The 21,615-nt window shown below is 61.9% G+C and carries 18 protein-coding genes and 2 tRNA genes; 4 read left to right on the top strand and 16 right to left on the bottom strand.

What is annotated here, in order from left to right:
• Nucleotides 1-5: 5 nt before the first annotated feature.
• The 7 genes from ACNAOV_RS03540 to ACNAOV_RS03510 all read right to left on the bottom strand — a co-directional run bounded on the left by ACNAOV_RS03540 (nt 6) and on the right by ACNAOV_RS03510 (nt 9,654).
• Nucleotides 6-1,493 (bottom strand): ComEC/Rec2 family competence protein, encoded by a 1,488-nt coding sequence (locus ACNAOV_RS03540; RefSeq protein WP_416517981.1) that lies wholly within the window; start codon nt 1,491-1,493, stop codon nt 6-8.
• Nucleotides 1,494-2,092: 599 nt separating this feature from the next.
• Nucleotides 2,093-2,758 carry a ComEA family DNA-binding protein gene (locus ACNAOV_RS03535; protein WP_416517980.1) on the bottom strand — a complete coding sequence of 222 codons (666 nt, stop codon included), beginning with the start codon at nt 2,756-2,758 and terminating at the stop codon, nt 2,093-2,095.
• A 107-nt stretch (nt 2,759-2,865) separates the two neighbouring features.
• Nucleotides 2,866-5,835 carry a leucine--tRNA ligase gene (leuS, locus tag ACNAOV_RS03530; protein WP_416517979.1) on the bottom strand — a complete coding sequence of 990 codons (2,970 nt, stop codon included), beginning with the start codon at nt 5,833-5,835 and terminating at the stop codon, nt 2,866-2,868.
• Between the two features lie 75 nt (nt 5,836-5,910).
• Nucleotides 5,911-6,741, bottom strand: coding sequence for a glutamate ABC transporter substrate-binding protein (locus ACNAOV_RS03525; protein WP_416517978.1), 831 nt, complete (start codon nt 6,739-6,741; stop codon nt 5,911-5,913).
• A 9-nt stretch (nt 6,742-6,750) separates the two neighbouring features.
• A complete protein-coding gene (locus tag ACNAOV_RS03520) occupies nt 6,751-7,701 on the bottom strand; it encodes a magnesium transporter CorA family protein (RefSeq protein ID WP_029678922.1) in 951 nt (316 codons plus the stop codon).
• Between the two features lie 106 nt (nt 7,702-7,807).
• Entirely contained in the window at nt 7,808-8,623 is an 816-nt protein-coding gene (locus ACNAOV_RS03515; RefSeq protein WP_416517977.1) for a DUF1287 domain-containing protein, read from the bottom strand.
• A gap of 5 nt (nt 8,624-8,628) precedes the next feature.
• Nucleotides 8,629-9,654, bottom strand: coding sequence for a D-2-hydroxyacid dehydrogenase (locus ACNAOV_RS03510; RefSeq protein ID WP_416517976.1), 1,026 nt, complete (start codon nt 9,652-9,654; stop codon nt 8,629-8,631).
• Between the two features lie 213 nt (nt 9,655-9,867).
• Between ACNAOV_RS03510 and ACNAOV_RS03505 the strand changes: the two genes are divergently transcribed.
• The 4 genes from ACNAOV_RS03505 to ACNAOV_RS03490 all read left to right on the top strand — a co-directional run bounded on the left by ACNAOV_RS03505 (nt 9,868) and on the right by ACNAOV_RS03490 (nt 13,844).
• Nucleotides 9,868-9,940: transfer RNA gene (locus ACNAOV_RS03505), tRNA-Ala, on the top strand.
• A gap of 376 nt (nt 9,941-10,316) precedes the next feature.
• A complete protein-coding gene (locus tag ACNAOV_RS03500; RefSeq protein WP_416517975.1) occupies nt 10,317-11,315 on the top strand; it encodes an ADP-ribosylglycohydrolase family protein in 999 nt (332 codons plus the stop codon).
• Nucleotides 11,316-11,416: 101 nt separating this feature from the next.
• A complete protein-coding gene (locus tag ACNAOV_RS03495; protein ID WP_416517974.1) occupies nt 11,417-12,883 on the top strand; it encodes a purine-cytosine permease family protein in 1,467 nt (488 codons plus the stop codon).
• The gene (locus tag ACNAOV_RS03490) at nt 12,876-13,844 is read left to right on the top strand and encodes a PfkB family carbohydrate kinase (protein WP_416517973.1); all 969 of its coding nucleotides are present in this window, start codon (nt 12,876-12,878) and stop codon (nt 13,842-13,844) included. The genes ACNAOV_RS03495 and ACNAOV_RS03490 overlap by 8 nt, the downstream gene beginning before the upstream one ends.
• Nucleotides 13,845-13,931: 87 nt before the next feature.
• On the opposite strand, the gene ACNAOV_RS03485 is transcribed toward ACNAOV_RS03490, so the two are convergent.
• From ACNAOV_RS03485 to nadD, 9 genes are all read right to left on the bottom strand, one after another.
• Nucleotides 13,932-15,017 carry a glycerol dehydrogenase gene (locus tag ACNAOV_RS03485; protein ID WP_416517972.1) on the bottom strand — a complete coding sequence of 362 codons (1,086 nt, stop codon included), beginning with the start codon at nt 15,015-15,017 and terminating at the stop codon, nt 13,932-13,934.
• A 135-nt stretch (nt 15,018-15,152) separates the two neighbouring features.
• Entirely contained in the window at nt 15,153-16,058 is a 906-nt protein-coding gene (locus tag ACNAOV_RS03480) for a hypothetical protein (RefSeq protein WP_416517971.1), read from the bottom strand.
• A gap of 95 nt (nt 16,059-16,153) precedes the next feature.
• Complete coding sequence (locus ACNAOV_RS03475; RefSeq protein ID WP_416517970.1) at nt 16,154-16,894, bottom strand: histidine phosphatase family protein; 741 nt, start codon at nt 16,892-16,894, stop codon at nt 16,154-16,156.
• The gene (gene rsfS, locus ACNAOV_RS03470; RefSeq protein WP_324612098.1) at nt 16,887-17,363 is read right to left on the bottom strand and encodes a ribosome silencing factor; all 477 of its coding nucleotides are present in this window, start codon (nt 17,361-17,363) and stop codon (nt 16,887-16,889) included. Before rsfS ends, ACNAOV_RS03475 begins: the two co-directional genes overlap by 8 nt.
• A 40-nt stretch (nt 17,364-17,403) precedes the next feature.
• On the bottom strand, nt 17,404-18,780 hold the full coding sequence (gene glmU, locus ACNAOV_RS03465) for a bifunctional UDP-N-acetylglucosamine diphosphorylase/glucosamine-1-phosphate N-acetyltransferase GlmU (protein WP_416518142.1): 1,377 nt from the start codon (nt 18,778-18,780) through the stop codon (nt 17,404-17,406).
• A 14-nt stretch (nt 18,781-18,794) separates the two neighbouring features.
• Nucleotides 18,795-19,592, bottom strand: a complete 798-nt coding sequence (locus ACNAOV_RS03460; RefSeq protein ID WP_015021717.1) for an HAD-IIA family hydrolase — start codon at nt 19,590-19,592, stop codon at nt 18,795-18,797.
• 67 nt (nt 19,593-19,659) lie between these two features.
• Nucleotides 19,660-19,730, bottom strand: a tRNA-Gln gene (locus tag ACNAOV_RS03455).
• A gap of 81 nt (nt 19,731-19,811) precedes the next feature.
• Entirely contained in the window at nt 19,812-20,828 is a 1,017-nt protein-coding gene (locus ACNAOV_RS03450; protein ID WP_029678934.1) for a ribose-phosphate diphosphokinase, read from the bottom strand.
• Nucleotides 20,829-20,931: 103 nt separating this feature from the next.
• On the bottom strand, nt 20,932-21,612 hold the full coding sequence (gene nadD / locus ACNAOV_RS03445; protein WP_416517969.1) for a nicotinate-nucleotide adenylyltransferase: 681 nt from the start codon (nt 21,610-21,612) through the stop codon (nt 20,932-20,934).
• Nucleotides 21,613-21,615: the final 3 nt, after the last annotated feature.

Below are 21,615 nucleotides of genomic sequence, written 5' to 3'. Positions count from 1 at the left end.
GGACATTAACCTCGGTCGTTTTTGAAGGCCAACTGTGCTAGAAGACCATAGGTTTGCTGCAACCAGCCCTTGATTGACACCCAGGCCGATGGACGAAAGGGAACCCCCGAGATCACGTCTGTCACAGATGACCATGAACAGTCCCGCCTCCGGGCACGGATGAGTCGAATCAGCCTGTGATCAATTACGGCCATCAGACCCAGAACAAGCAGGCAGGCACTGCCGACTGGCCCCGATGGCCAGGCCGCCGGAGCAACAGCCTCGCCCAGCCATGTGGCGGCAAAAGCCATGACTCCGGTACCCAGGGAGGTCAGTCGTGCCAGCAAGAGCCCTACTGGAGGCCAGAGCCAGGAGGTGAGCAGAGCCAGCAGGCCGGTCACCGTGGCAGCGTCGACCACAGGAGTGACCAGAAGGTTGGCCATTGGAGCCAGCAGAGGCAGTCCGGGACTCATGAGCACCTGCACAGGCAGCGTCCCGGCCTGGGCACACAGGGTCGTGGCCAATGGACGCGCCAGAAATGCCGGAAGATGGTCTTCAAGAAGGTTCGTCAACCGCCGGTTGCCCAGACCTATGCCCAGCACGGCACCGCAGGAGAGCGCAAAACCGTAGCTTGCGGCCATGGAAGGCCGCAGAATCAGGACCAGCAGCACGCACCAGGACAGGGTATTCAATGACTGTGCAGGCCGGCAGGCGGCCAGAGCCAGTGTTGAAAGAAACCCCATGGCCTGAGCTCGCAAGACTGAATCCCCGGGGACCATCAGCATTCCCAAACCCAGATAGGCTACAGACAAAACCAAGGCCATCAGCAGGGGCGGCGAGCGCAGGGCCCGCATGATCGAAACCAGCAGCAAGGCCAGGATCATGAAGTGCCCGCCGGAGACAGCCATCAGATGAAGGATGCCTGATGCCCGGAAATCCTGGGTCAGACGGGCGGCATAGGCGGGCTCCACTGCCGCTCTGCCCAAGGACCCGTCCGAACCCGGCAGGGCCTGGTTGCCCAGGATGCCCATGGTCAACCCCGGGACCAGGATCCGCCCCTGGTCGTCCAGCCTGCTGGTCTGTTCAAGAAAAGCCCCTTGCATGCGAGCGATCAATTGTCTACTGGGGCCTGGCGGCCTGACTTCTTTTATTCCGCCTTCCACGGCCAGCCAAGGCATAGGACGTCCGTAAGCGGAGGGTTCCAAGAGGCCTTGCGCACGATACTGTCCACCCTGTTGCAACAGGCATGACCGACTACGGGCGAAGAGGACAATCCGTTCATCGGAGGGCATGCGCACCCCAGCCACAGTCACCCATTGCAGCCTTAATTCCGCCTGACAGTCCCAACCTCGTCGAGAGGATGCGCTCATAGGGCCCACAGCCCGGCCGCGCACCTCGACAAGCGCCTTCCCCTGACGGATCTGACGGGCCGCCGGCCCACCGCACACTGACTCATGACCAACTGCAGCGGCAACTGCCACAGCCAAAGCCACCGCAGCCAGGACGGCCAGCATTGGTAGCCTCCGAGGACCAGACCAGGTGGACACCAATGACTGCAAGGCGGAAACAAGCACGGAAGAGGGGCGGAATGAGGAAGACCTGCAATCGGAACAGCGCCTGAACACAGCATGCGAGCGTTGGCCTGAGAACCGGTGCAACCACCGAAACCGGATACCACGATGGTTTTCGTTCCAAGGACTTTCGCCCTGGTCATCTCTATTCCTACGAGGCACACAAACCTGGTACAGTTGGTGCCGTCTGCGTGAGCGATGGGGCCGGCGAAATATCTGACTCCTGCAATCGGTGTCCTCTGTGGCGACCAAGCAGACGAGCCTGATGGCAAGCAGGACCATTGCGAGGAATAAGGAAAGTGCCAGGACAAGCGGTGTCATCCAGACCGTCATGCCCATACTTCCACCGGCAGTACTAGCTCCGGCCATGTCGCCTCTGGACTCCCCCAACGACTTGGTCAAATCACCGCCCCTGCCCAGGTCCAGCAGCCAAGGGACTAGTAGTGCAACCGCCCAGGCCAGACAGGCAGCGGGGAGCATCCGAAGATTGCGGCTGCCGTTCTCCCGATCAGTTGCATCATGGACTCTTGAATGACCGGCCATTATTGCGCCACCAGATATGGGCGTAATCGGGCCAGGGTCTTGGCACCGATGCCGGGGACATCCAGGAGCTGGTCGACTGACGAGTAGCGACCGCCGATGGCGCGCCGATGTTCCAATATTTTTGCAGCTTTGACAGGACCAATCCCCTTGACGTTTTCCAGATCCTGCTGGCTGGCGCTATTGAGATTCACACGTCCCGCCTGATCGGCCGAACCTGAGGAGGCACTGGAGGCCGGAGCGGCAGCGGCACCGTCGGCCTTTTCCGTATGTTGGGCGGAACCTAAGGCCGGATTGGCCTGCTCGCTACCCGTTTCACTCGGAGTGCTCCGGCCATGTTCGTTACCCGAGACTTGCTTGTCTCGGTGTGCAGCGCTGTTCACATTACCGTTCGCTGGAGCCGATGAGCCGGTCCCGGATCCGTCAACAGTCACTCCTGCAGCCAGGGCCCGTCCCTGTTGGGCCAGCAGGGTGAGGCTTAGGGCAAGGGCCGCCACCAGAATGAGGATGGCTGTCAAGGCCTGCAACGGCGTAAATGACCAGACAGGCCGATTCCGTCGAACCTTGGACTCGGCCATGCCAAAGGCTGGCCCCTCCGAACGGACCGATTGATTCAGGGCCAGCGCCTGAAGGGGCGGCGCCGGCGGCTGGGTGCTGTTGATGCTCATGGACCCAGCCTGACATGAAAAAGCCCCCCGGTATGAAGTCGAGGGGCTATGTGGTCAAAGGTCGTCGCCTGTCCACAGCCTGGCCTGGCTGCGGACAGTGCAATATGTCAGGCTGGCACGACCGACACGATCTTGGGGGCCTTGACGATGACCTTCCGAGGCTCCTTGCCGCCCAGCCGCTCCTGGACGGCGGGCAGTGCCAGGGCCATGGCCTTGAGCTGGTCGGGCGCGATATCGGGACTGACCTGCAGCTTGCCGCGGACCTTGCCCTTGACCTGGACCACGGCGGTGACCGTGTCCTCGCCAAGATAGCGGTCATCCCAGGTCGGCCACTGGGCATGTGCCAGGGACTCATTGTGACCCAGACGGCTCCAAAGCTCCTCGCAGATGTGGGGAGCGATGGGCGAGAGCATGAGCACCAGCGGCTCGATGGCCGCCCTGGGCGTCGGATTCAGCCCGGTCAGATGGTTGTTGAGCACGATCATCCTGGCGATGGCCGTGTTGGGCCGCATGGCCTCCATCTCGGCAGTCACGTCGTGGATGGTGGTGTTGAGCAGCTTCAGGGTTTTCTGGTCGGGTTCACCCTCGTCCAGGACCACCTCGCCGGTCTGCTCGTCCACAACATTGCGCCAGAGCCGCTGCAGGAAGCGCATGCCACCCACCACGTTGCGTGTGTTCCAGGGCCTGGATTCGTCCAGGGGACCCATGCTCATCTCGTAGAGGCGGAAGGTGTCGGCCCCGTAGGTGCGGTACATGTCGTCGGGGGTGATGATGTTCTTGAGGCTCTTGCCCATCTTGCCGAACTCGCGGTTGACCGGTTGACCCTGCCAGGTGTAGCTGACCTTGCCGCCCTCCTCATGCTCCTCCACCTCGGCGGCGGGCACGTACTGGCCGCGCTGGTCCGTGTAGGCGTAGGCCTGGATCATCCCCTGGTTGAAGAGCTTGTGGAAGGGCTCCTTGGACGAGACGTAACCCAGATCATAGAGGACCTTGTGCCAGAAGCGGGCATAGAGCAGGTGCAGCACCGCGTGCTCCACGCCGCCCACGTAGAGGTCGACACCGCCTGACTCCCCGGCCGTGGCATTGTGCTTGGGTCCAAGCCAGTAGTCGTATTCCTCCGGATCAACCATGTGCCGGTCATCCTTGGGATCGATGTAGCGCATGTAGTACCAGCAGGAGCCGGCCCAGTTGGGCATGGTGTTGGTGTCCCTGTGGTAGACCTTGGGCCCGTCACCCAGGTCCAGGGTCACGTTCACCCAGTCCTGGTTGCGGCTCAGCGGTGCCTCCGGGCTGGATTGGGCATCCTCGGGGTCGAAGGTCTTGGGCGAATAGTCGGGCACGTCCGGCAGGGCCACCGGCAGCTGATCGTCGGGCAGCAGATGGGGCAGGCCCTGGTCGTCATAGACCACCGGGAAAGGCTCGCCCCAGTAGCGCTGACGTGAAAAGAGCCAGTCGCGCAGCCGGTAGGAAACCGTCCCATGGCCCACCCCGGCAGACTCCAGCCAGGCAGTGACCTTCTCGATGGCCTGGTCAACCCGCAGGCCGTCCAGGCTGAGCTGGTCGCCAGCGGCCTGGGTGGCCCGGACCGAAGAGTTGACCACAATGCCGTCGTGGGAGACGAAAGGCGCCTTGCCCCGGTAGTCGTCCAGGGTCTGGCCGGAATCAGCCAGTGGGCTGACCGTGTAGACGACGGGCAGGCCGTACTTGACGGCGAAGTCGTAATCGCGCTGATCGCCACCGGGCACAGCCATGATGGCTCCGGTGCCGTAGTCCATCAGCACGTAGTCGGCAGTGAAGATGGGCAGCTTGGCCCCGGTGATGGGGTTGACCGCATACAGCCCGGTAAACAGGCCGGTCTTGACTCCGCCCTCGTCCACACGATCCTTGGCGGTCTTGGCTTCGGCGGCCCTCCGATAGGCCTGTACACCCTCCGTGGGATTGGCATAGCCGCCCTTCCACTGCTCGGGCACGTCCTCGGGCCACTCTTCGGGCAGGTGCTGGAGCAGGTCATGCTCGGGAGAGACCACGGCGAAGGTGGCGCCGAAAAGCGTGTCGGGACGGGTGGTGTAGACCTCCATGGTCTGATCGCCGTCAGGGCTGGGCACGGCGAAGTCCACCGAAGCCCCGTGCGACTCCCCGATCCAGTTGCGCTGCATGAGCTTGACCTTTTCGGGCCAGTCCAGAATGTCCAGATCCTCCAGAAGCCGGTGGCCGTAGGCGGTGATGCGCATGGACCACTGCTTGAGCTCGCGCTGGTAGACCGGGTAGTTGCCCCGCTCGGAGCGTCCTTCGGCGGTCACCTCCTCGTTGGCCAGGACCGTGCCCAGCCCGGGGCACCAGTTGACCGGCGAGCGCGAGATGTAGGCCAGGCGGAAGTCGTTGAGCACCTCGGAGCGCTCAGCCTCGTCCAGCTCCTCCCAAGAAGCGCCGGGATGGCCTGGAATGGGCCTGCTTCCGGACTTGAAGGCCTCGACCAGTTCGCTGATGGGCCTGGCCGAGCCCATCCCCCCGTCGGCACGGCGGTAGTCGGGGTCGTACCAGGACTCGTAGATGCGCGAGAAGATCCACTGGGTCCAGCGCACATAGTCGGTATCGATGGTGGCGAAGGAGCGGCGATCGTCGAAGCTGAGTCCCAGCCGATGCAGCTGCCAGCGCATGTTGGCGATGTTCTGCTCGGTGGTGACTCTGGGATGCTGGCCGGTCTGGACGGCGTACTGCTCGGCGGGCAGACCGAAGGCATCGTAGCCCATGGCGTGCAGGACGTTCTCCCCCTTCATCCGGTGGTAGCGGCTGACCACGTCTGTGGCGATGTAGCCCAGGGGGTGGCCCACATGCAGGCCCTTACCCGAAGGATAGGGGAACATGTCGATGACAAAGTAGGGACTGCGGCCTCCAGCGTGATCTCCGTGGGCATCCGTCAGGTCACCCTTGGTGTTGGCGGCCCAGAAGGTGCCCTCCTTGTCCCAGCGCTGCTGCCAGTGCTCCTCGATGGTCTGAGCCATGGCGGCATCGTAGCGGAATTGAGGCTGATTGGATTCCTGGGTCTGCTGATGATCCCTGTCTTCGTTCGCGTTCATATGGTGAATTATCGCCATTCACATGGACACGGCCAGGCTGATGTCCAGCATCCGTCATCCTGGCGGAATCCGTGCTCAGTGATCGCCAGGCTGCAGGGTGCGGGCGGCGCCATCCACGGAGAAACCAATCGACTTGGATGCCCGGCTCAGGGCAGCCTTGAATGATCCGTCCCGCATCATCCTCTTCAGGGCCTGGTCGATGACGTCCACCAGCTCAGGATCCCCGTGGGGCACGCCAATGCCGTACCGTTCATGGGAGAAGGGCTTGCCGACCAGGCGCAACTGGCCGCCACCACGAACATGAGCCAGGCCAGCCAGGGCGAAGTCATCACCACTGGCAGCATCCGCATCCCCGCTGAGCAGGGCCGTGATGCACTCGGGGAACTCATCCCGCTCCTGGACCTGGGCATCCGGGGCCAGCGAGCGCACCAGTGCCCCGGAGGTGGATCCCGCTGCCACACAGACCCGCTTTTGGGCCAGATCCTCCACTCCAGCGATGTCGTTCTGGGTGCGGCGAACCAGCAAATCCTGCCCGGCAGCCAGATAGGGCCCGGCGAAATCCACCAGCTTCTGCCGTTCCTGGGTGATGGAGTAGCCGGCCACAACCATGTCCACCTGGCCCTGTTCGAGCATGCGCTCGCGGTTCGCAGGCTTCACCTGGCGGAAAACGATCTGCGACTCGGCGTATCCAAGCTCGTGGACCACATACTGGGCCACGTCCACATCCAGTCCCCGGTACTGGCCGGACTGGGCGAATCCAAGTCCAGGCTGGTCGAAGGAGATGCCCACGCTGATCTTGGGACCGATGGAACCCGCACGGTAGGAATCCTCCTGCGATCCGCACCCGCTCAGGGGCACCGCCAGAACCAGTGCCAGCAGAGCCGCCGCAATCCTGCGTGCAAACATGATCGATCCCTACTTGAACATTTTCGAACGTGTCAGGAACCAGGTTACCAAGGCGGTCACCAGGCCCGAAAGAATCACCACGACCGCAAAACCCCAAGGCTTGTCAGTGAAGGGCATGCCGAACATACCCTGGTTGAAGTTCATGCCATACATGGAGAAGATCAGCGTAGGCACCGACAGGCTGATGGAGATGATGGTGAAGATCCTCATGACGTTGTTGACGTTGTTGGAGACGATGGAGGCGAAGGCATCGGTCATGTTCGAAAGCACGCTTGAGTAGATGTTGGCCATCTCGATGGCCTGCTTGTTCTCCGTGATCACGTCGCCCAGAAGGTCCTCATCATCCGGGTAGCGCTTGATCCGCTCCAGGCCGGTCAGCTTCTCAAGGACGATCTCGTTGGACTTGAGACTGGTGGCGAAATAGACCAAGGTCTTGTTGAGCTCCAACAGCATGAGGATCTCTCGGTTCTGCATGGAGTGGCGCAACTTGAGCTCCAGCCGGTCCGACTCGCGGTCGATGATGCGCAGGTATCGCAGGTAGAGGGTGGCGTTGCGGTAGAGGATCTGCAGGATGAAGCGGGACTTCATGAAGGTGTTGAAACCCCGGATGGTGCCCTCCATGAAGGGGTGGAGCAGGACGGTGTCCTGCATGCAGACGGTGACGATCAGATCCTCGGTGACGATGATGGACAGAGGGATGGTCTCGTAGTAGTCCCGGCCGTCGCGCTCCTCGGCCCGGGGAATGTCGACGATGACCATGGTGTACTCGTCCTCCACGTCCACGCGGGAACGCTCCTCATCGTCCAGGGGGGCACGCAGGTCAGCCAGGTCTATGCCCGTGGTCTGCGAGACGTTGGCCAGCTCGACATCGGTGGGCGCCGATAAGCATATCCATGAGCCCTTGGAAGCCTTGCCGATCTGCTCGATCTGCCCGTTCATGGTGCTGAATACTCTCATCATCGCCATCACCGCCTCTCATGCTCGGACCTGGCCGACGTGTCTGGCCGAACCGATAGTAGCAGATAACCAGTTGTCGCCGTGCTCAATTTCGCAGGGTAGTCCCGGGTCACCCCCTCCATGGGCGCAGGACGGCGGGTTGGATTTTGGAGGCATCGAATCGGAAATGGCCGGTGATGGGACGATGGCCCGGTGACCCCAGGTAGTCGTTCTCCCTGGCGCGCTGACCCATGTTGTGCAGAAGCAGGGGGATGCCCTGGCTGTCCCTTTTATCCGAGGCCATGCCGATGTGCCAGGAGGTGTCGAAGATGACAATGTCGCCCTGTTGCCACTGGTCGGTGGCCACGGTGTCGTTGGTCAGACGCTGGGCATGCCGGGATAGGAATACGCCGAGGACGTTGGTGCGTCTGAAGTCGATGTTCGGATCCGGGCTGTTGATCACTCCGGCGTAGGCTCCAGGAGACGAGGCGATATCGGCATCGACCATGGCTTTCAAGTCGTAGCCGGCCTGCCGGAAGGCCCTCCAGATCTCGTCGGTGCAGGCGCCGCGGTCATCGGGAGGATAGCCGCCCTGGTAGTAGCCACTGTCATAATGAGGATGGCGGCGGGCCTCCTGATGGGCTCCACGCACCATGGCCGTGTAGTCATCCACGCCGTCATGGTTGTAGTCCACAGGCGAGGTCAGAGGCGGATGGGCCGCGGTCTGCTCTGGAGAATACCCGGGCGGGCCGTGAGAAGCGGTCCTGGGGCCGTTTGCGGAGGAGTTTTGATTGTCTGAATGGCGAGCAGGCCCGATGCCCACCAGCCTGCCAGCCAGGGCCAAGGAGCCCGCCACAATCAATGCGAGCGCCAGCAGGACAGCCGCCCACCGCAGAACCATTGTCCGCCGATGACGGCGGCCGCTGCGGTTTCGCTCTGTAGGCACAGTGGTCACCTCATCCGGTTGCGCAGGGGCCTGCCATCAATGAATCGATGAAGGTTATCCAGGCAGATTTCCCGAACCTTGTCCATGTTGGAGGGCAGGTAGGCTCCCCCGGCTACATGCGGAGTGAGCAGGCAGCGTGGTTGCCTCCAGAGTGGGTGGTCTTCAGGCAGAGGTTCCGGTTCGGTCACATCCAGCCCTGCACCGAAAATGCCATCCTTATCCAGGGCTTGGGCCAGAGCCATGCAGTCCACGGCATCTCCCCTGCCCGCGTTGATCAGCACGGCGGTGGACTTCATCAATGCAAGACGATGGCCGTCGATGATATGTCTGGTCTGCGGCGTTGAAGGCAGGGCCAGAGCCACTACATCCATCTCAGGCAGCAGGGCATCCAGATCGTCAAAACCAGCCAGACGGTCGAACCCCTCCACCGACTGGTCGGGATGCCGCCTGATGCCGATGGTCCGAGCGCCTACAGCCTTGGCCAGACGGGCGAAGGAGGCTCCGATATCCCCCGTGCCCAACACCAGAACCTGGCAACCGCGCGGTGAAAGGACAGCCCCGCGAGGTTCCCAACGGCCCATGCGTTGATTGTCCCGGTAACCAGGAAGGTCCTTCATCAGGGCCCACATCATGGCGAACATATGCTCGGAGACCGACTGCCCGTAAGCGCCTGAGGCACTGGTCAACATGGCATCCGAAGGCAGAACCCCCGGTTTCAGGTAGGCATCCACACCCGCGCTGCTGGTCTGCAGCCAGACCAGGTTACGGCAGGCAACCACCTGCTCGGCCGGCGGATTACCCAAAATGATCGTGGCCTCCGATCGGAGGGATTGAGGGACATCGATGAGCCAATGCATGCTCTGCCGCATGTCCGTGTCGACAATGAACTCCTGACGAACGCCTGGAGCCGCCTGGAGGAATTCCTGTCGTTCACTCTGGTCCAAGGGCAGGCAGTTGATGATGAGCTGGTCCCCAGGATGGTTCCCGTTCCGCTTTTCAGCCCGCACTTCGGCATCGTTTTTGCCGGTCATGGTCCGCCGCCTTTCCGTTGCTGCCGACCCCCTTGGTCGCCCCTTGTTCATCATGCTAGCGCACTTGCAAGCTCAGGAATGACTCAAGACCATTCGAGGATAAAATCCATCAAATGGCTCACAATCCCTGCAATTCCGGGGCAACACACTGAGTTGCTCCATTCGCCAATCCCGGTGTACTATAAGCAAGGCTTCACCAAGCAAGGCAAGCACGGGGCTATGGCGCAGCTGGTAGCGCGTCTCCATGGCATGGAGAAGGTCGGGGGTTCGAACCCCCCTAGCTCCACAGATAGAATCCCGAGGTCACCTCGGGATTCTTTTTTATATCCAGCGCCTCTGCAACTGCGAGAGCCTGGACTAAGACACAGCGGCAAACCCAGTTACGGTTCCAACGGGCAATCTCAGCCAATTGTCGTCCACGCTCTATAGAACCCATACCTTGATCAAGTCTGTAACCATGGTGTGCCTGCACTGTTTTTATCTCCCACTTCACAGGGATGGAACTCAATCGGGCTCCCATTCTCCATTGCAAGTTAGGCATCTTTCACCGCCTGTGCCGACAATGTTCCAAGGGCATACAATGATTCCGATCAGAAATTTCGCAATCCATCTACAGACAGATTGATGGATCCATCGCAACGACTCCGGAGGCTTGCGCAACAATGACCAGAACCGACAAAGGCGCACTGGGCGCGCTTACTGGATTGTCTTTGGGGGACGCACTGGGCATGCCCACGCAGAGCATGAGTCCAGCAGCTATCCATGAGGCCTACGGCAGGGTTGGCACACTTCGTGATGCCATCGCGGATCAGCCTATAGCTCCCGGTATGCCTGCGGGGTCTGTGACCGATGACACCGAGCAGGCGCTGATTGTGGCGAATCTGATCATCGAAGGCAAGGGACACATCGATCCAAAGGAATTCGCCAAGTGCCTTCTGGCCTGGGAGGATGACATGAAGTCGCGCGGATCGTTCGATCTGCTGGGGCCCTCAACCAAGCTGGCTCTGGAACAGGTTCGCCGATGCGCAGACATCATGACCACGGGAAGGACCGGGACCACCAATGGGGCGGCCATGCGAGTCACCCCGGTAGGCATAGCCAACAGACCCGAAGACACCAAACGATTGGCCAATCGCATCTACGAGTCCTGCCAGGTCACCCACGACACGGTCGCAGGCTTTCAAAGTGCCGCGCTGATCGCTACGACAGTCAGTCTGGGACTTGAAGGAATGACCGTTCGCCAGGCACTGAATGAATCCCTGCGCCTGGTGCCAGCCATGGAGACCCCCGGGGCCTGGACTCCCAAGGCGTCGGTCCCCGCACGCGCCCGCCAGGCAATACGACTATCTGAGGAATTCAGCGATGAGGACGATTTCGAACGCCACCTCATTGAAGACTGCGGAACCTCGGTCGAGTCCAATGAGTCCGTGGCAGCCGCCTTCGCCCTGGCCTGGAGGTTTGCCGACGATCCCCAATCGGCTCTGTTCACTGCGGTCAACCTTGGCGGTGATACGGACACCATCGCCGCAATGACCGGAGCAATGACCGGCGCATGCACCGGCCCCGAGGTCTTCGACCCTGCACTCTGCTCCCAGGTGGCTTCGGTATCCCGCCTCGACCTGCAGCGGACAGCCCGAGGCCTGATTGCCCTAAGGCAGTAAAGCGTAAAACCGATAAGACTGAATCAGCCGGGAATACGAAAATGTAGAATCCAGGCAATCCTCACTACATTCAGTACATCTTGAGTCAAAGGAGACAATCCATGTCAACTGCACCAAAAGAGGGCACCATCCTCTCCAGGGTTGAGCAAAGGGGCATAGAACCCGTGCCCGAGGACCAGAGGAACGGGTCGCCCGGCCAGCTCTTCTGGGTCTGGTTCGCCGCCAATATCTCGATCCTGGGAATCCCTCTGGGAGCAACACTGATTGCCCAGGGCCTCAACCTCTGGCAGGCCTTGCTTGCCACCACCATCGGAGCCTTCGGATCCTTCGCCCTGGTCGGCATCATCTCTATAGCAGGCAGAAGAGGAGGGGCCCCCACACTGACCCTGTCCCGGGCCATTTTCGGCGTCAGAGGCAATGCAGGCCCCACCCTGGTGGCCCTGTTGTCCAGACTGGGCTGGGAGACGGTGAACACGATGACCGGCGCTTTTGCACTGCTCTCCCTGATCGCCATCATCTTCGGCACCCCGGCTGATGCCAAGCGCTCCCCCTTCCTGACCTTCGTCTGCATCGCCGTCTTCGTAGCCCTGACCGTGGTGGTCTCGGCCGCCGGTCACGCCTTCATTCTCACCGTGCAGAAATGGGCCACCTGGATATTCGGCGCCCTCACCCTCCTGGTTGCCATCTATCTGGCCACGACCGTCGACTGGTCCTCCTTCATCGGCCATACTCCCGGCTCAGCCAGCGCCTTCCTTATCGGTGTCGGTACCATAGCCGCGGGAACGGGAATCGGCTGGGTCAACTCCGGCGCAGACATGGCCCGCTACCAGAAGACCTCGGTGAAATCCGGCTCTCTGATTCTGACTGCAGCGGCCGGTGCCGGCATCCCCCTGGTCGTGGTCATCGGCCTGGGATCGGTCCTGACAGCAGGCAACTCCACCATTGCCTCCGCCGCTGATCCAGTTGCCGCGGTTCGAAGCGCTTTGCCCGCCTGGGTCTCCATCCCCTATCTGATTGCCGCATTCGCCGGCTTGCTCATGTCGAACAACCTTTCCGTGTATTCGGCCGGTCTGACCACCATCACTCTGGGCATCAGAATCCCCCGTGTCTATGCGGTTATCGTCGATGTGGTGGTGACCACCTGTGGAGCCTTGTACTTCACGCTGGGTTCCGACGGATTCTACGGCCCCTTCGTTACCTTCATCTCCCTACTGGCAGTGCCGCTGAGCACCTGGGCAGGCATCTTCCTGTCAGATATAATCTTCCGCAAACGCTACGATTCGGACGGCCTTCTGAACCTTCAAGCCGATTCCCCATACTGGTACTGGCACGGAGTCAACCTCCCTGCCATCATCAGCTGGCTGGTCGGGATAGTCGTCGGCTTCCTGTTCGTGACGGCCCAGGTCTCCAAGAACGAGGTCTGGTTCTCAGGACCGCTGGCCGGCAGCTTCCTGGGAAGGAACGGCCTGGCGTGGCTGGTATCCCTTCTCCTGGGAGGAATCCTCTACGCCATTTTGCACCTCCTCTCCAGTGATTCCGTGGCGGTGAGGGGCAGCGGCAATGACTGAGCCAAGGATTCTCCATCTGGGTCAGGTGGTGATTGACCTGAGCATGGACATCGACCACCTTCCGGAACGTGGCGGGGACATATTCGCCAGACGGAGCGCCATAAAGGTCGGCGGCGGATACAACGTGATCCACGCAGCCAGGCAGATGGGGGCACCGATAGCCTATATGGGGGCGATTGGCACAGGTCCGATGGCGGACATGGCCCGTGGAGCCCTTGCCGCCCTTCAAGTTCCCGCCCAAGGGCCTGTGCTGGACGACTGTGATACCGGCTATTCAGTGGCCATGATCGAGCCCTCGGGGGAACGCACCTTCGTATCGACAAGGGGCGCAGAGACCCGCGTGCCGGAGGGAACCTACGAAAGCATGGACCTGGTTGCCGGCGATGTCATCTACCTGAGCGGATATTCCTTCTGCCACGGGGACAACACCCGAAGCCTGGTCGGATTCGCTCACAGACACCAGGGCAAAGGATTCCCCGTGCTCTTCGACCTGGGACCCATGGTGGCCGATATTGCGCTGGATGTGCTGAAAACGGTCAACGGACTGCATCCGATCTGGTCGCTGAATGAACGCGAGGGACCAATCCTAGCGGAACGTCTGGGATGCCGACCAGATGTTCGCGGTGAAACCAAGCTGGAATCCACCTGCCGTTCGCTTTCGCAGAAACTGGGCAGTCCGGTGGTTCTGCGGGCCGGTGCCCGTGGTGCCTGGTACTGCCAGCCCAAGGATTCGATGCAGATCGAGTACATTCCCACACCACAGGTCCATGCCATAGACACCAACGGTGCCGGCGATGCCCACTCGGGTGTCCTCTGCGCGGGCATCTTCCAAGGCCTGCCCATCGAGGAGGCGCTGACACTGGCCAACTGCGCAGGGGCCCTTTCCACTACACAGCCCGGTCCAGCTACCTGCCCTGATGAGGAAGCCATACGAAAGGCTGCTGCCTCCCTGCAAAGGTGACCAGCGCAAAACCAGTCAAAATACAGGCGGCCGCCGACTTCATGCCGGCGGCCGCCTGCCCTTTACAGGGGATCAGGGCAGGAGAACTCAGAGCTGCTTGCCGAGCTGATCGGCTGCACGCAGAGCGTGAGCCACGTCGGTGGGGGTCACCTCGAAGGACATATTGCCCATGGTCTCGTCAGGGCCGCAGGCGTGCTCGCCGACCTTGAGCAAGTCCTCATCGCTGGCCTGACCGATGCCGATCTGCTCCAGAGAGGTGGGCAGACCCACGCTGCGGAAGAAGTCGTAGACTCTGCGGGTCTCCTCCAAAGGCCGATCCTCAAGAACCAGCTGGGCCAGGGTGCCGAAGGCCACTTTTTCGCCGTGCAACATGGAATGGGTACCCTCCAGGGCGGTCATTCCGTCATGAATGGCATGGGCTGCAGCCAGGCCGGAGCTCTCGAAGCCCAGACCACTCAGCAGGGTGTTGGCCTCGATGATCTTCTCCAGGGCGGCTGTGCGCACACCGGCCTTGACGGAGGCCACGGCCTTGACGCCATCCTCCAGCAGGGTGTCGCGGCAGAGACGGGCCAGGGCGAAGGCGGCCATGGTGGCGTGTCCCCCGGTCATGGTCACCGCGTTCGACTGCACGCAGGCGGCTGCCTCATAGTAAGTGGCGAAGGCATCGCCCAGACCGGCCACCAGTGACCGAAGCGGAGCCTTGGCAATCACGTCGGTATCCATCAGGACCACATTCGGGTTGGCAGGCAGGGGCAGGTAACGATCGAAGACACCTTCAGGCGTGTAGAGCACAGACAGTCGTGAGCAGGGCGCGTCAGAGGAGGCTGCCGTGGGCACGATCATGACCGGCAGGTTGGCGAAATGGGCCACGGCCTTGGCTGTATCCAAGGTCTTGCCACCGCCGATACCGACCACCACATCGCTGTCACCCAGATGGGCACGATGACGGTCGATCTCCTCCATGGAGCACTCGCCGCCGAATTTCATCAGTTCGTAGGGGATCCCATCGTGCTCAAAGGAGGCGACGATGTCGTCGTGGTAGAGCCCGTCGATGACCGGGTCGACGATCAGATGGGCGCCCTTGGTGCCCAGAGCCGTGTATTCTTCGGCCAGCTTTCCCATGGCGCCCTCCTGCTGAACATAGGAGCCTGGAGAGCACAGAACCTTGCGCATATACACACCTTTCTCATTGCTGATTCCGCCTTCGGGACCAGATCCTTAGGGACGGGCCTCTTGAACCGCCCGAAAGTGACCCTAGTCACATTACATGGTGGGATGGGTGTGCCACGCCGAGCGGCAGGTTGGTTATTAGCTACGAGCCGAAGGACTGGCCGTACTCGTCGGTGACGATTGTGGCGTAGGAGTCGTGCTGGAGGGACTGGGCGTGGAGCCGGTCGCGTCGGCAGACGGCGAAGGCGAGCTCGTGGGGTTTCCTCCTTGCTGTTGACCCTGCCCGGATCCCTGTTCGCTGCCTTGGTTCTGATTTGACCCGGAGGGCTGGTTCTGAGGGGCACCGGGAGTCGCCTGATATTCAGGCTCCTCGGTGCGCCGCGCGGGCTTGGAGGGGGTCTCCTCCTCCTGGCTGGGGGTTACCACCTGGCTGGTCGGTGGGCTGACCACGTTGCGAACCACCTTGTCGGTGCCTTCGCCCTTGGTCAGGGCATTGATGGCCAGGGCGGACAGCAGCACGGCCACCAGGGCGCTGACCACGGAGACGATGATGACATTGCGTCGGCGCTGATCCAGCTTCTTCTTGCTGTTTGCCGTGATTGAGGCCGCGTGTGTTCGTGGACCATTGCTGGACGAAATGGTCCTGCCGGTCTTGGATGCCGACTTTTCGTCACCGACGGGAGGCATGACCTGCGTGGAACCATCTACCGGGGCCATGACCTGGGTTGACCCGTCGGCAGCATCCTTGGAATCGCCAGGGCGATCCTTGCTCTGAGCCGGTTTCGTCGTGGTCTGTCCATCCGAATCCGAGTCGTCATCGTCCTGGTCAGCACCGCCGACCACGGACTCCTGCAGCTTCTGGCCAGAGGCTTCCAAAACATTCTTGTAAATCTGCGAGGCCACGGCAGAGACAATGGAACCGATGGCAACGCCGATGATGGATCCAGCCACGCCGATCTTGGCGGCCAGCCAGAAGGAGGTCATGGCTGCAAGAGCGCCGGCGATGATCTGCGCCCAGGAAATGTCATGAAAGAACTGCTTCACTCCGACCCCTTTTGATCCTATGGCTGGTGGCTGCGCTCTTATGGTAGCTGGTAGTCATGGCGATACTGTGATGGTATGCCGACCGCCCATGAGCCTCAGTCGGTCTGGACCAGCCCCCGGGGATTGTCCCAGTCCCCACGCATGGCGATGGCCGGACCGCGATTGTAGTCGATCATGGACCAGCGCAGGCTGCCGTCCGGCAGGTCTCTTGGCATCAGTCGCGCCCAGTGGGCGTTCCGCATGGTGACCAGACCCAGGTATTCGGGATATGCAGCAGCCATGCCCAGCAAGGCCTGAAGGGCCTCAGCAATAAAGGACCCATGGGAGAAGACCATGAGATCCGTGTCCGGACCAGCCCGATGGATCCATCGGTTCAGGGTTTCCAGGCCTCGTTTGCCCACCTGAGGCTTGGTCTCGGCACCGTGGAGCAGCTCTCCCCCGGCGCCCCGGGACCAGGATTCGTAATCCTCGGGCCAGCGTTGACGGACCTCCTCGGCGCTGGCTCCCTCCCACTCGCCGAAGCCGCGTTCACGCAGCCCGGGATCAAGATGGACCGTCTGGCCCAGGGGGTCGGCGAAGGCGTGGGCGGTGGCGGCAGCCCGACCCAGGTCAGAGGAGACCACCAGCAGATGACGGTCTTGAGGGGCGCCATCCACATACTCAGCCCGAAGTTCCTCGGCGGTCCTCTCCACCTGCCAGCGGCCTACGCTGTTGAGGGGAATGTCGACCTGGCCCTGCATCCTGTGTCCGGCATTGTATGAGGTCTGCCCATGACGGACCACGGTCAAGGAGCGCACATGCTGGCCATTTTCAGCGGCGGTATCCGAATCAGTCATGGCTTTCCTGAGGGTCAGCGAAACGGCTGCGCAGATCATCCCCATTCAGGTCATCCGCCTTGGAGGGCACCCGGCCATCCGGGTCATCATCGGCAAGGGTAAAGGGGTGCTCCAGCTGCAGGTCCACCTGCGGGCAGTCCTTCCAAAGCCGTTCCAGGTCGTAGTAGGCACGGGCCTGCTTGTGCATGATATGAACGACGAAATCACCGTAGTCGAGCAGAACCCACTGGGCCTCCTGGACACCCTCCCTCGAGCGCGGGTCCAGATTCTTCTGCAGGTGGAGCTGCTTCTCCACCTCCTCGGCGATGGCCAGGACCTGACGTTCATTGCTGCCGGTGGCCACCATGAAGATGTCGGTGATGGCGATGGGCTGTGAGACGTCGAAAGCCACTATGTCCATGGCCTTGACATCATTGGCGGCCCGAGCGGCCACCCGGACCGCGTCGATGGATTCCTGCAATGCTGGCACTTGTCACGCCTTTCCTTGTTGTCAAGCAGATGCTGTCAGGTTACCGCTCCCAGGCGGGTTTCCAATCCGGAACCTGGTGCTGGTCGTTGGTGGAATAGACCATGGCCCCATCCTCGACTGGATGGCGGATGACCGATCCGGCTCCGGTTGTAACTCCGTCGCCCACCTGGACGGGAGCTACGAAGAGGTTCCCTGCGCCCACGTGTACTTCCGATCCGATCTCGGTGCGGTTCTTGTGCACGCCGTCATAGTTGGCTGTGATGGACCCGCCTCCCACGTTGCTGTCGTGGCCTATGTGGGCATCCCCAACATAGGAAAGATGAGGCACCTTGGTCCCGTGGTCGATGGTGGCCTTCTTCATCTCCACGAAGGCCCCGGCCTTGGTGTCCTCGGCAAGGACGTTGCCAGCCCTCAGATAGGTCCATGGACCGATGTTGGCCCGGGCTCCGATCCTGGTTTCCTGCACGCGGGAACGTTCCACCTTGGCCTGCGGCTCGACGATAGCATCGATCAGGGTGGTATAGGGGCCGATGACCGCGTCCGAGGCGATCTCGGTATGACCCTGCAGGAAGCATCCAGGCAGAATGACGGCATCCTGCTGGATGACCACATCGTCCTCGATCCAGGTGGTGGACGGGTCCAGGATGGTCACCCCCTGACGCATGAACTCTCGACAGACCCGCAGGTTATGGGCCTTGGCCAGATCGGCCAGCTGGATCCTGTCGTTGACACCTTCGACCTTGAGCGGATCAGGGGCAGCGAAGGCCCCGACCCTGCCCAGGCGGCGGGCAGTCTCCAGGGCATCGGTCAGATAGAACTCGCCCTGGGCGTTGCTGTCATCCAGACCGCGGACCGCCTGTCGGAGCAGGTCTGCCTCGAAGACGTAAACGGAGGTGTTGACCTCCTTGACGGCCAGCTCGGTGCCGGTGGCGTCCCGCTGTTCGACGATGCGCAGGACCCGTCCATCCTGGTCACGGATGATGCGGCCGTATCCGGTGGGGTCGTCCAGATTGACGGTCAACACCGTAGCTCCGTCGCCGGAGCTGACATGGTAGTCGAGCAGGCTACGCAGCGTGTCCGCGTCCAGCAGGGGCATGTCCGAGGCGACGATCAGCACCTGGCCGTCGTGCCGAAGCTCCCCATCCAGCTGGTCCACGGCGCACTGGACCGCACGCCCCGTTCCCGGTCGGCTGTCCTGACGCACGATGCGCACCTGGGAATCATAGGAGCGTGCAGCCTGCGCCACCAGGTCGGCCTGATGATGAACCACCACAGCCGTGAGCTCGGGATTGAGTGCAGTTACCGAAGTCATGACCCTCTGCAGGAAGGTCTTGCCGGCCAGGGTGTGCAGAACCTTGGGATGGGCCGAGCGCATACGAGTGCCCTCGCCTGCGGCCAGAATGATGCCAGCGGTCAGCGTCTGCCCGCCGCTCAAAACTCCACCACCCCGCTCTCGGCGATGTCGATCAGATCCTGAATGGAGTCCACCACCTGGTCTGGGCGGTAGGGGAAGGTTTCCACCTCGGATCGTGTGGTGATACCGGTCAGCACCAGGAAGGTGTTCAGGCCGGCCTCGACTCCGGCCACCACATCGGTATCCATCCGGTCGCCGATCATGGCCGTGGTCTCGGAGTGGCCGCCTACCCTATTCAGGGCTGTGCGGAACATGATGGGATTGGGCTTGCCAACAAAGTAAGGCTCCCGATTGGTGGCCTTGGTCACCAGGGCCGCCACCGCGCCGGCTGCCGGTAGGACGCCGTTCTCGCTGGGGCCGGTGGCGTCCGGATTAGTGCAGATGAAGCGGGCGCCGCCCAGAATCAAGCGGATGGCTGTCGTGATGGACTCAAAGGAGTAGGTTCGGGTCTCGCCCAGGATCACATAGTCCGGGTTGATGTCGGAAAGAATGAATCCGGCCTCGTGCAGGGCCGTGGTCAGCCCGGCTTCGCCGATCACGTAGGCCGATCCCCGCGGCATGGTCCGGGACACGAAGTCGGCAGTGGCCAGGGCCGAGGTCCAAATCCGATCCTCGGGCACGTCGATGCCCGAACGACCGAGGCGGGCCGAAAGGTCACGAGGGGTGTAGATGGGATTGTTGGTCAGCACCAGATACTGGCGGTTGTTGCGCTTGAGGGTGTCGATGAATTCGGCAGCGCCGGGCAGGGCCGTGTTCTCGTGCACCAGCACGCCGTCCATGTCGGTGAGCCAGGTTTCGATCTTCTTGACTGCCAAGACAGTTCCTTTCGGTTGGTCACCGACCCCTAGGAGGCCGTCTCCGACCGGAATCGGCGAGCGTAAGCTCCCCCACCTGGATTCGAACCAAGACTAAGGGTTCCAAAGACCCGTGTGCTGCCTTTACACCATGGGGGAAAGGCGGAACCCTGGGGCCCCGCCAGGTTCATTATGCCACAGCCGGACGATTACGCCACGCCATGGCGGGCAGGCAAGGCTTTAAGCAAAGAGGAAGCCCTGGCCATGATGGGCAGGATAGGTGTCGAAGAGCCGGGCCACCGAGCCGTCCTCGAAGACCGCCTTGATGGCCGAGGCAAGCAGGGGGGCGATGGACAGGACGGTCAGCCCGTCCCAACGCTTCTCTTGGGGAATGGGGACCGTGTCGGTCAGAATGACCTCCTTGGCCTTGCAGGACTTAAGCCGCTCCACGGCGGGTCCGGACATGACACCGTGGGTGGCCACAATGGTGATGGAGTTGGCGCCAGCCTCATCCAGGACGTTGCAGGCCTCGGCGATGGTGCCGCCGGTGTCGATCAGGTCGTCCACCAGCACGCAATCCAGGCCGCGCACGTCGCCCACCACACGATGTGCCACAGCCTTGTTGGGCTGGGTGATGTCACGGGTCTTGTGGATGAAGGCCAGGGGCACGCCTCCCAGGCGCTGGGCCCACTGCTCCGCCACCCGGATGCGGCCCGCATCGGGAGAGACCACGGCCACCTTGGACAGATCCATCCGGTCACGCACATAGTCCACCAGCACAGGCATGGCGATCAGGTGGTCCACAGGCCCGTCGAAGAAGCCCTGGGACTGGGCAGCGTGCAGGTCGACCGACATGATTCGGTCCGCACCGGCCGCCTTGAGCAGGTCGAACATGAGTCGGCAGGAGATGGGCTCGCGGCCCAGGTGTTTCTTGTCCTGACGGGAGTAGCCCAGGAGCGGGCAGACTGCGGTGATGGACCGCGCCGAGGCCCTCTTGAGGGCGTCGATCATGATCAGCTGTTCCATGATGGACTTGTTGACCGGGTCGGAGTGGGTCTGCAAAACGAAGACATCCGCACCACGCACCGACTCCGTATAACGCACATACATCTCGCCGTTGGCAAAGTCGTATGCTGTCGTCTCCAGGACGTCAATGCCGAGTTGATCGGCCACGTCCGCCGCGAGTCTGGGATGGGTCCGGCCTGTGACAAGTATGAGATTTTTTCCTGGTCTGCCTTTGAGTATCGCGCTCACCATATCTCCAAACGTTGTTTTCGCTGAAGCGGACAGCCTCCATAATAATGGCGCGCGCTGACACAGCAGGGCAGTCCGTGTTGGCGAGTACGACGGTACGCGAAGCTCAGGAAGCCGAGCGGTAGAGCCCGTGCTTGTTGATGTACTGCACCACCCCGTCCGGGACCAGGTACCAGACCGGCATTCCCCGGGCCGAACGACGCCGCACGTCCGTGGACGAGATGGACAGGGCCGGAATCTCCAGGGTATCAACGCAGTGGGCAGGCACCTGAAGGTTGTCGAGACTGGAGGAGTAGCCGGGTCGGGAGACGGCCACGAACTTGGCCAGGTCCCACATTCTGTTGGCATCCTTCCAACGCATGATCTCGGCCACGGCGTCCGCCCCGGTGATGAAGAAGAGGTCGCTGTCGGGACGCATCCGCTTGATGTCGCGCAGGGTGTCCACCGTGTAGGTGATGCCAGGACGCTCAATGTCCACTCGGGAGACCGTGAACTTGGGGTTGGAGGCCGTGGCGATCACGGTCATCAGATAGCGGTCCTCGGCATTGGTCACCGTCTTATTCAGCTTGAAGGCCGGGCGGCCGGTGGGCACAAAGATGACCTCATCAAGGTTGTAGACCCAGGCCACCTCCGAGGCAGCCACCAAGTGGCCATTATGGATGGGATCGAAGGTGCCGCCCATGATTCCCACCCGGGGTGGACGGTTAGGGTGGGCCGGTCCACAGGCCCCGTCAATATCTGATGGCTCCTGCCCCGATTCCCCCTCCTTGGACAGTTCAGACATCATCCG

This window comes from Bifidobacterium asteroides (assembly GCF_048001765.1).
Classification (GTDB): domain Bacteria; phylum Actinomycetota; class Actinomycetes; order Actinomycetales; family Bifidobacteriaceae; genus Bombiscardovia; species Bombiscardovia asteroides_K.
Note: the sequence above shows the minus strand (reverse complement) of the source record. Positions and strands in the feature narration are given on the sequence as shown.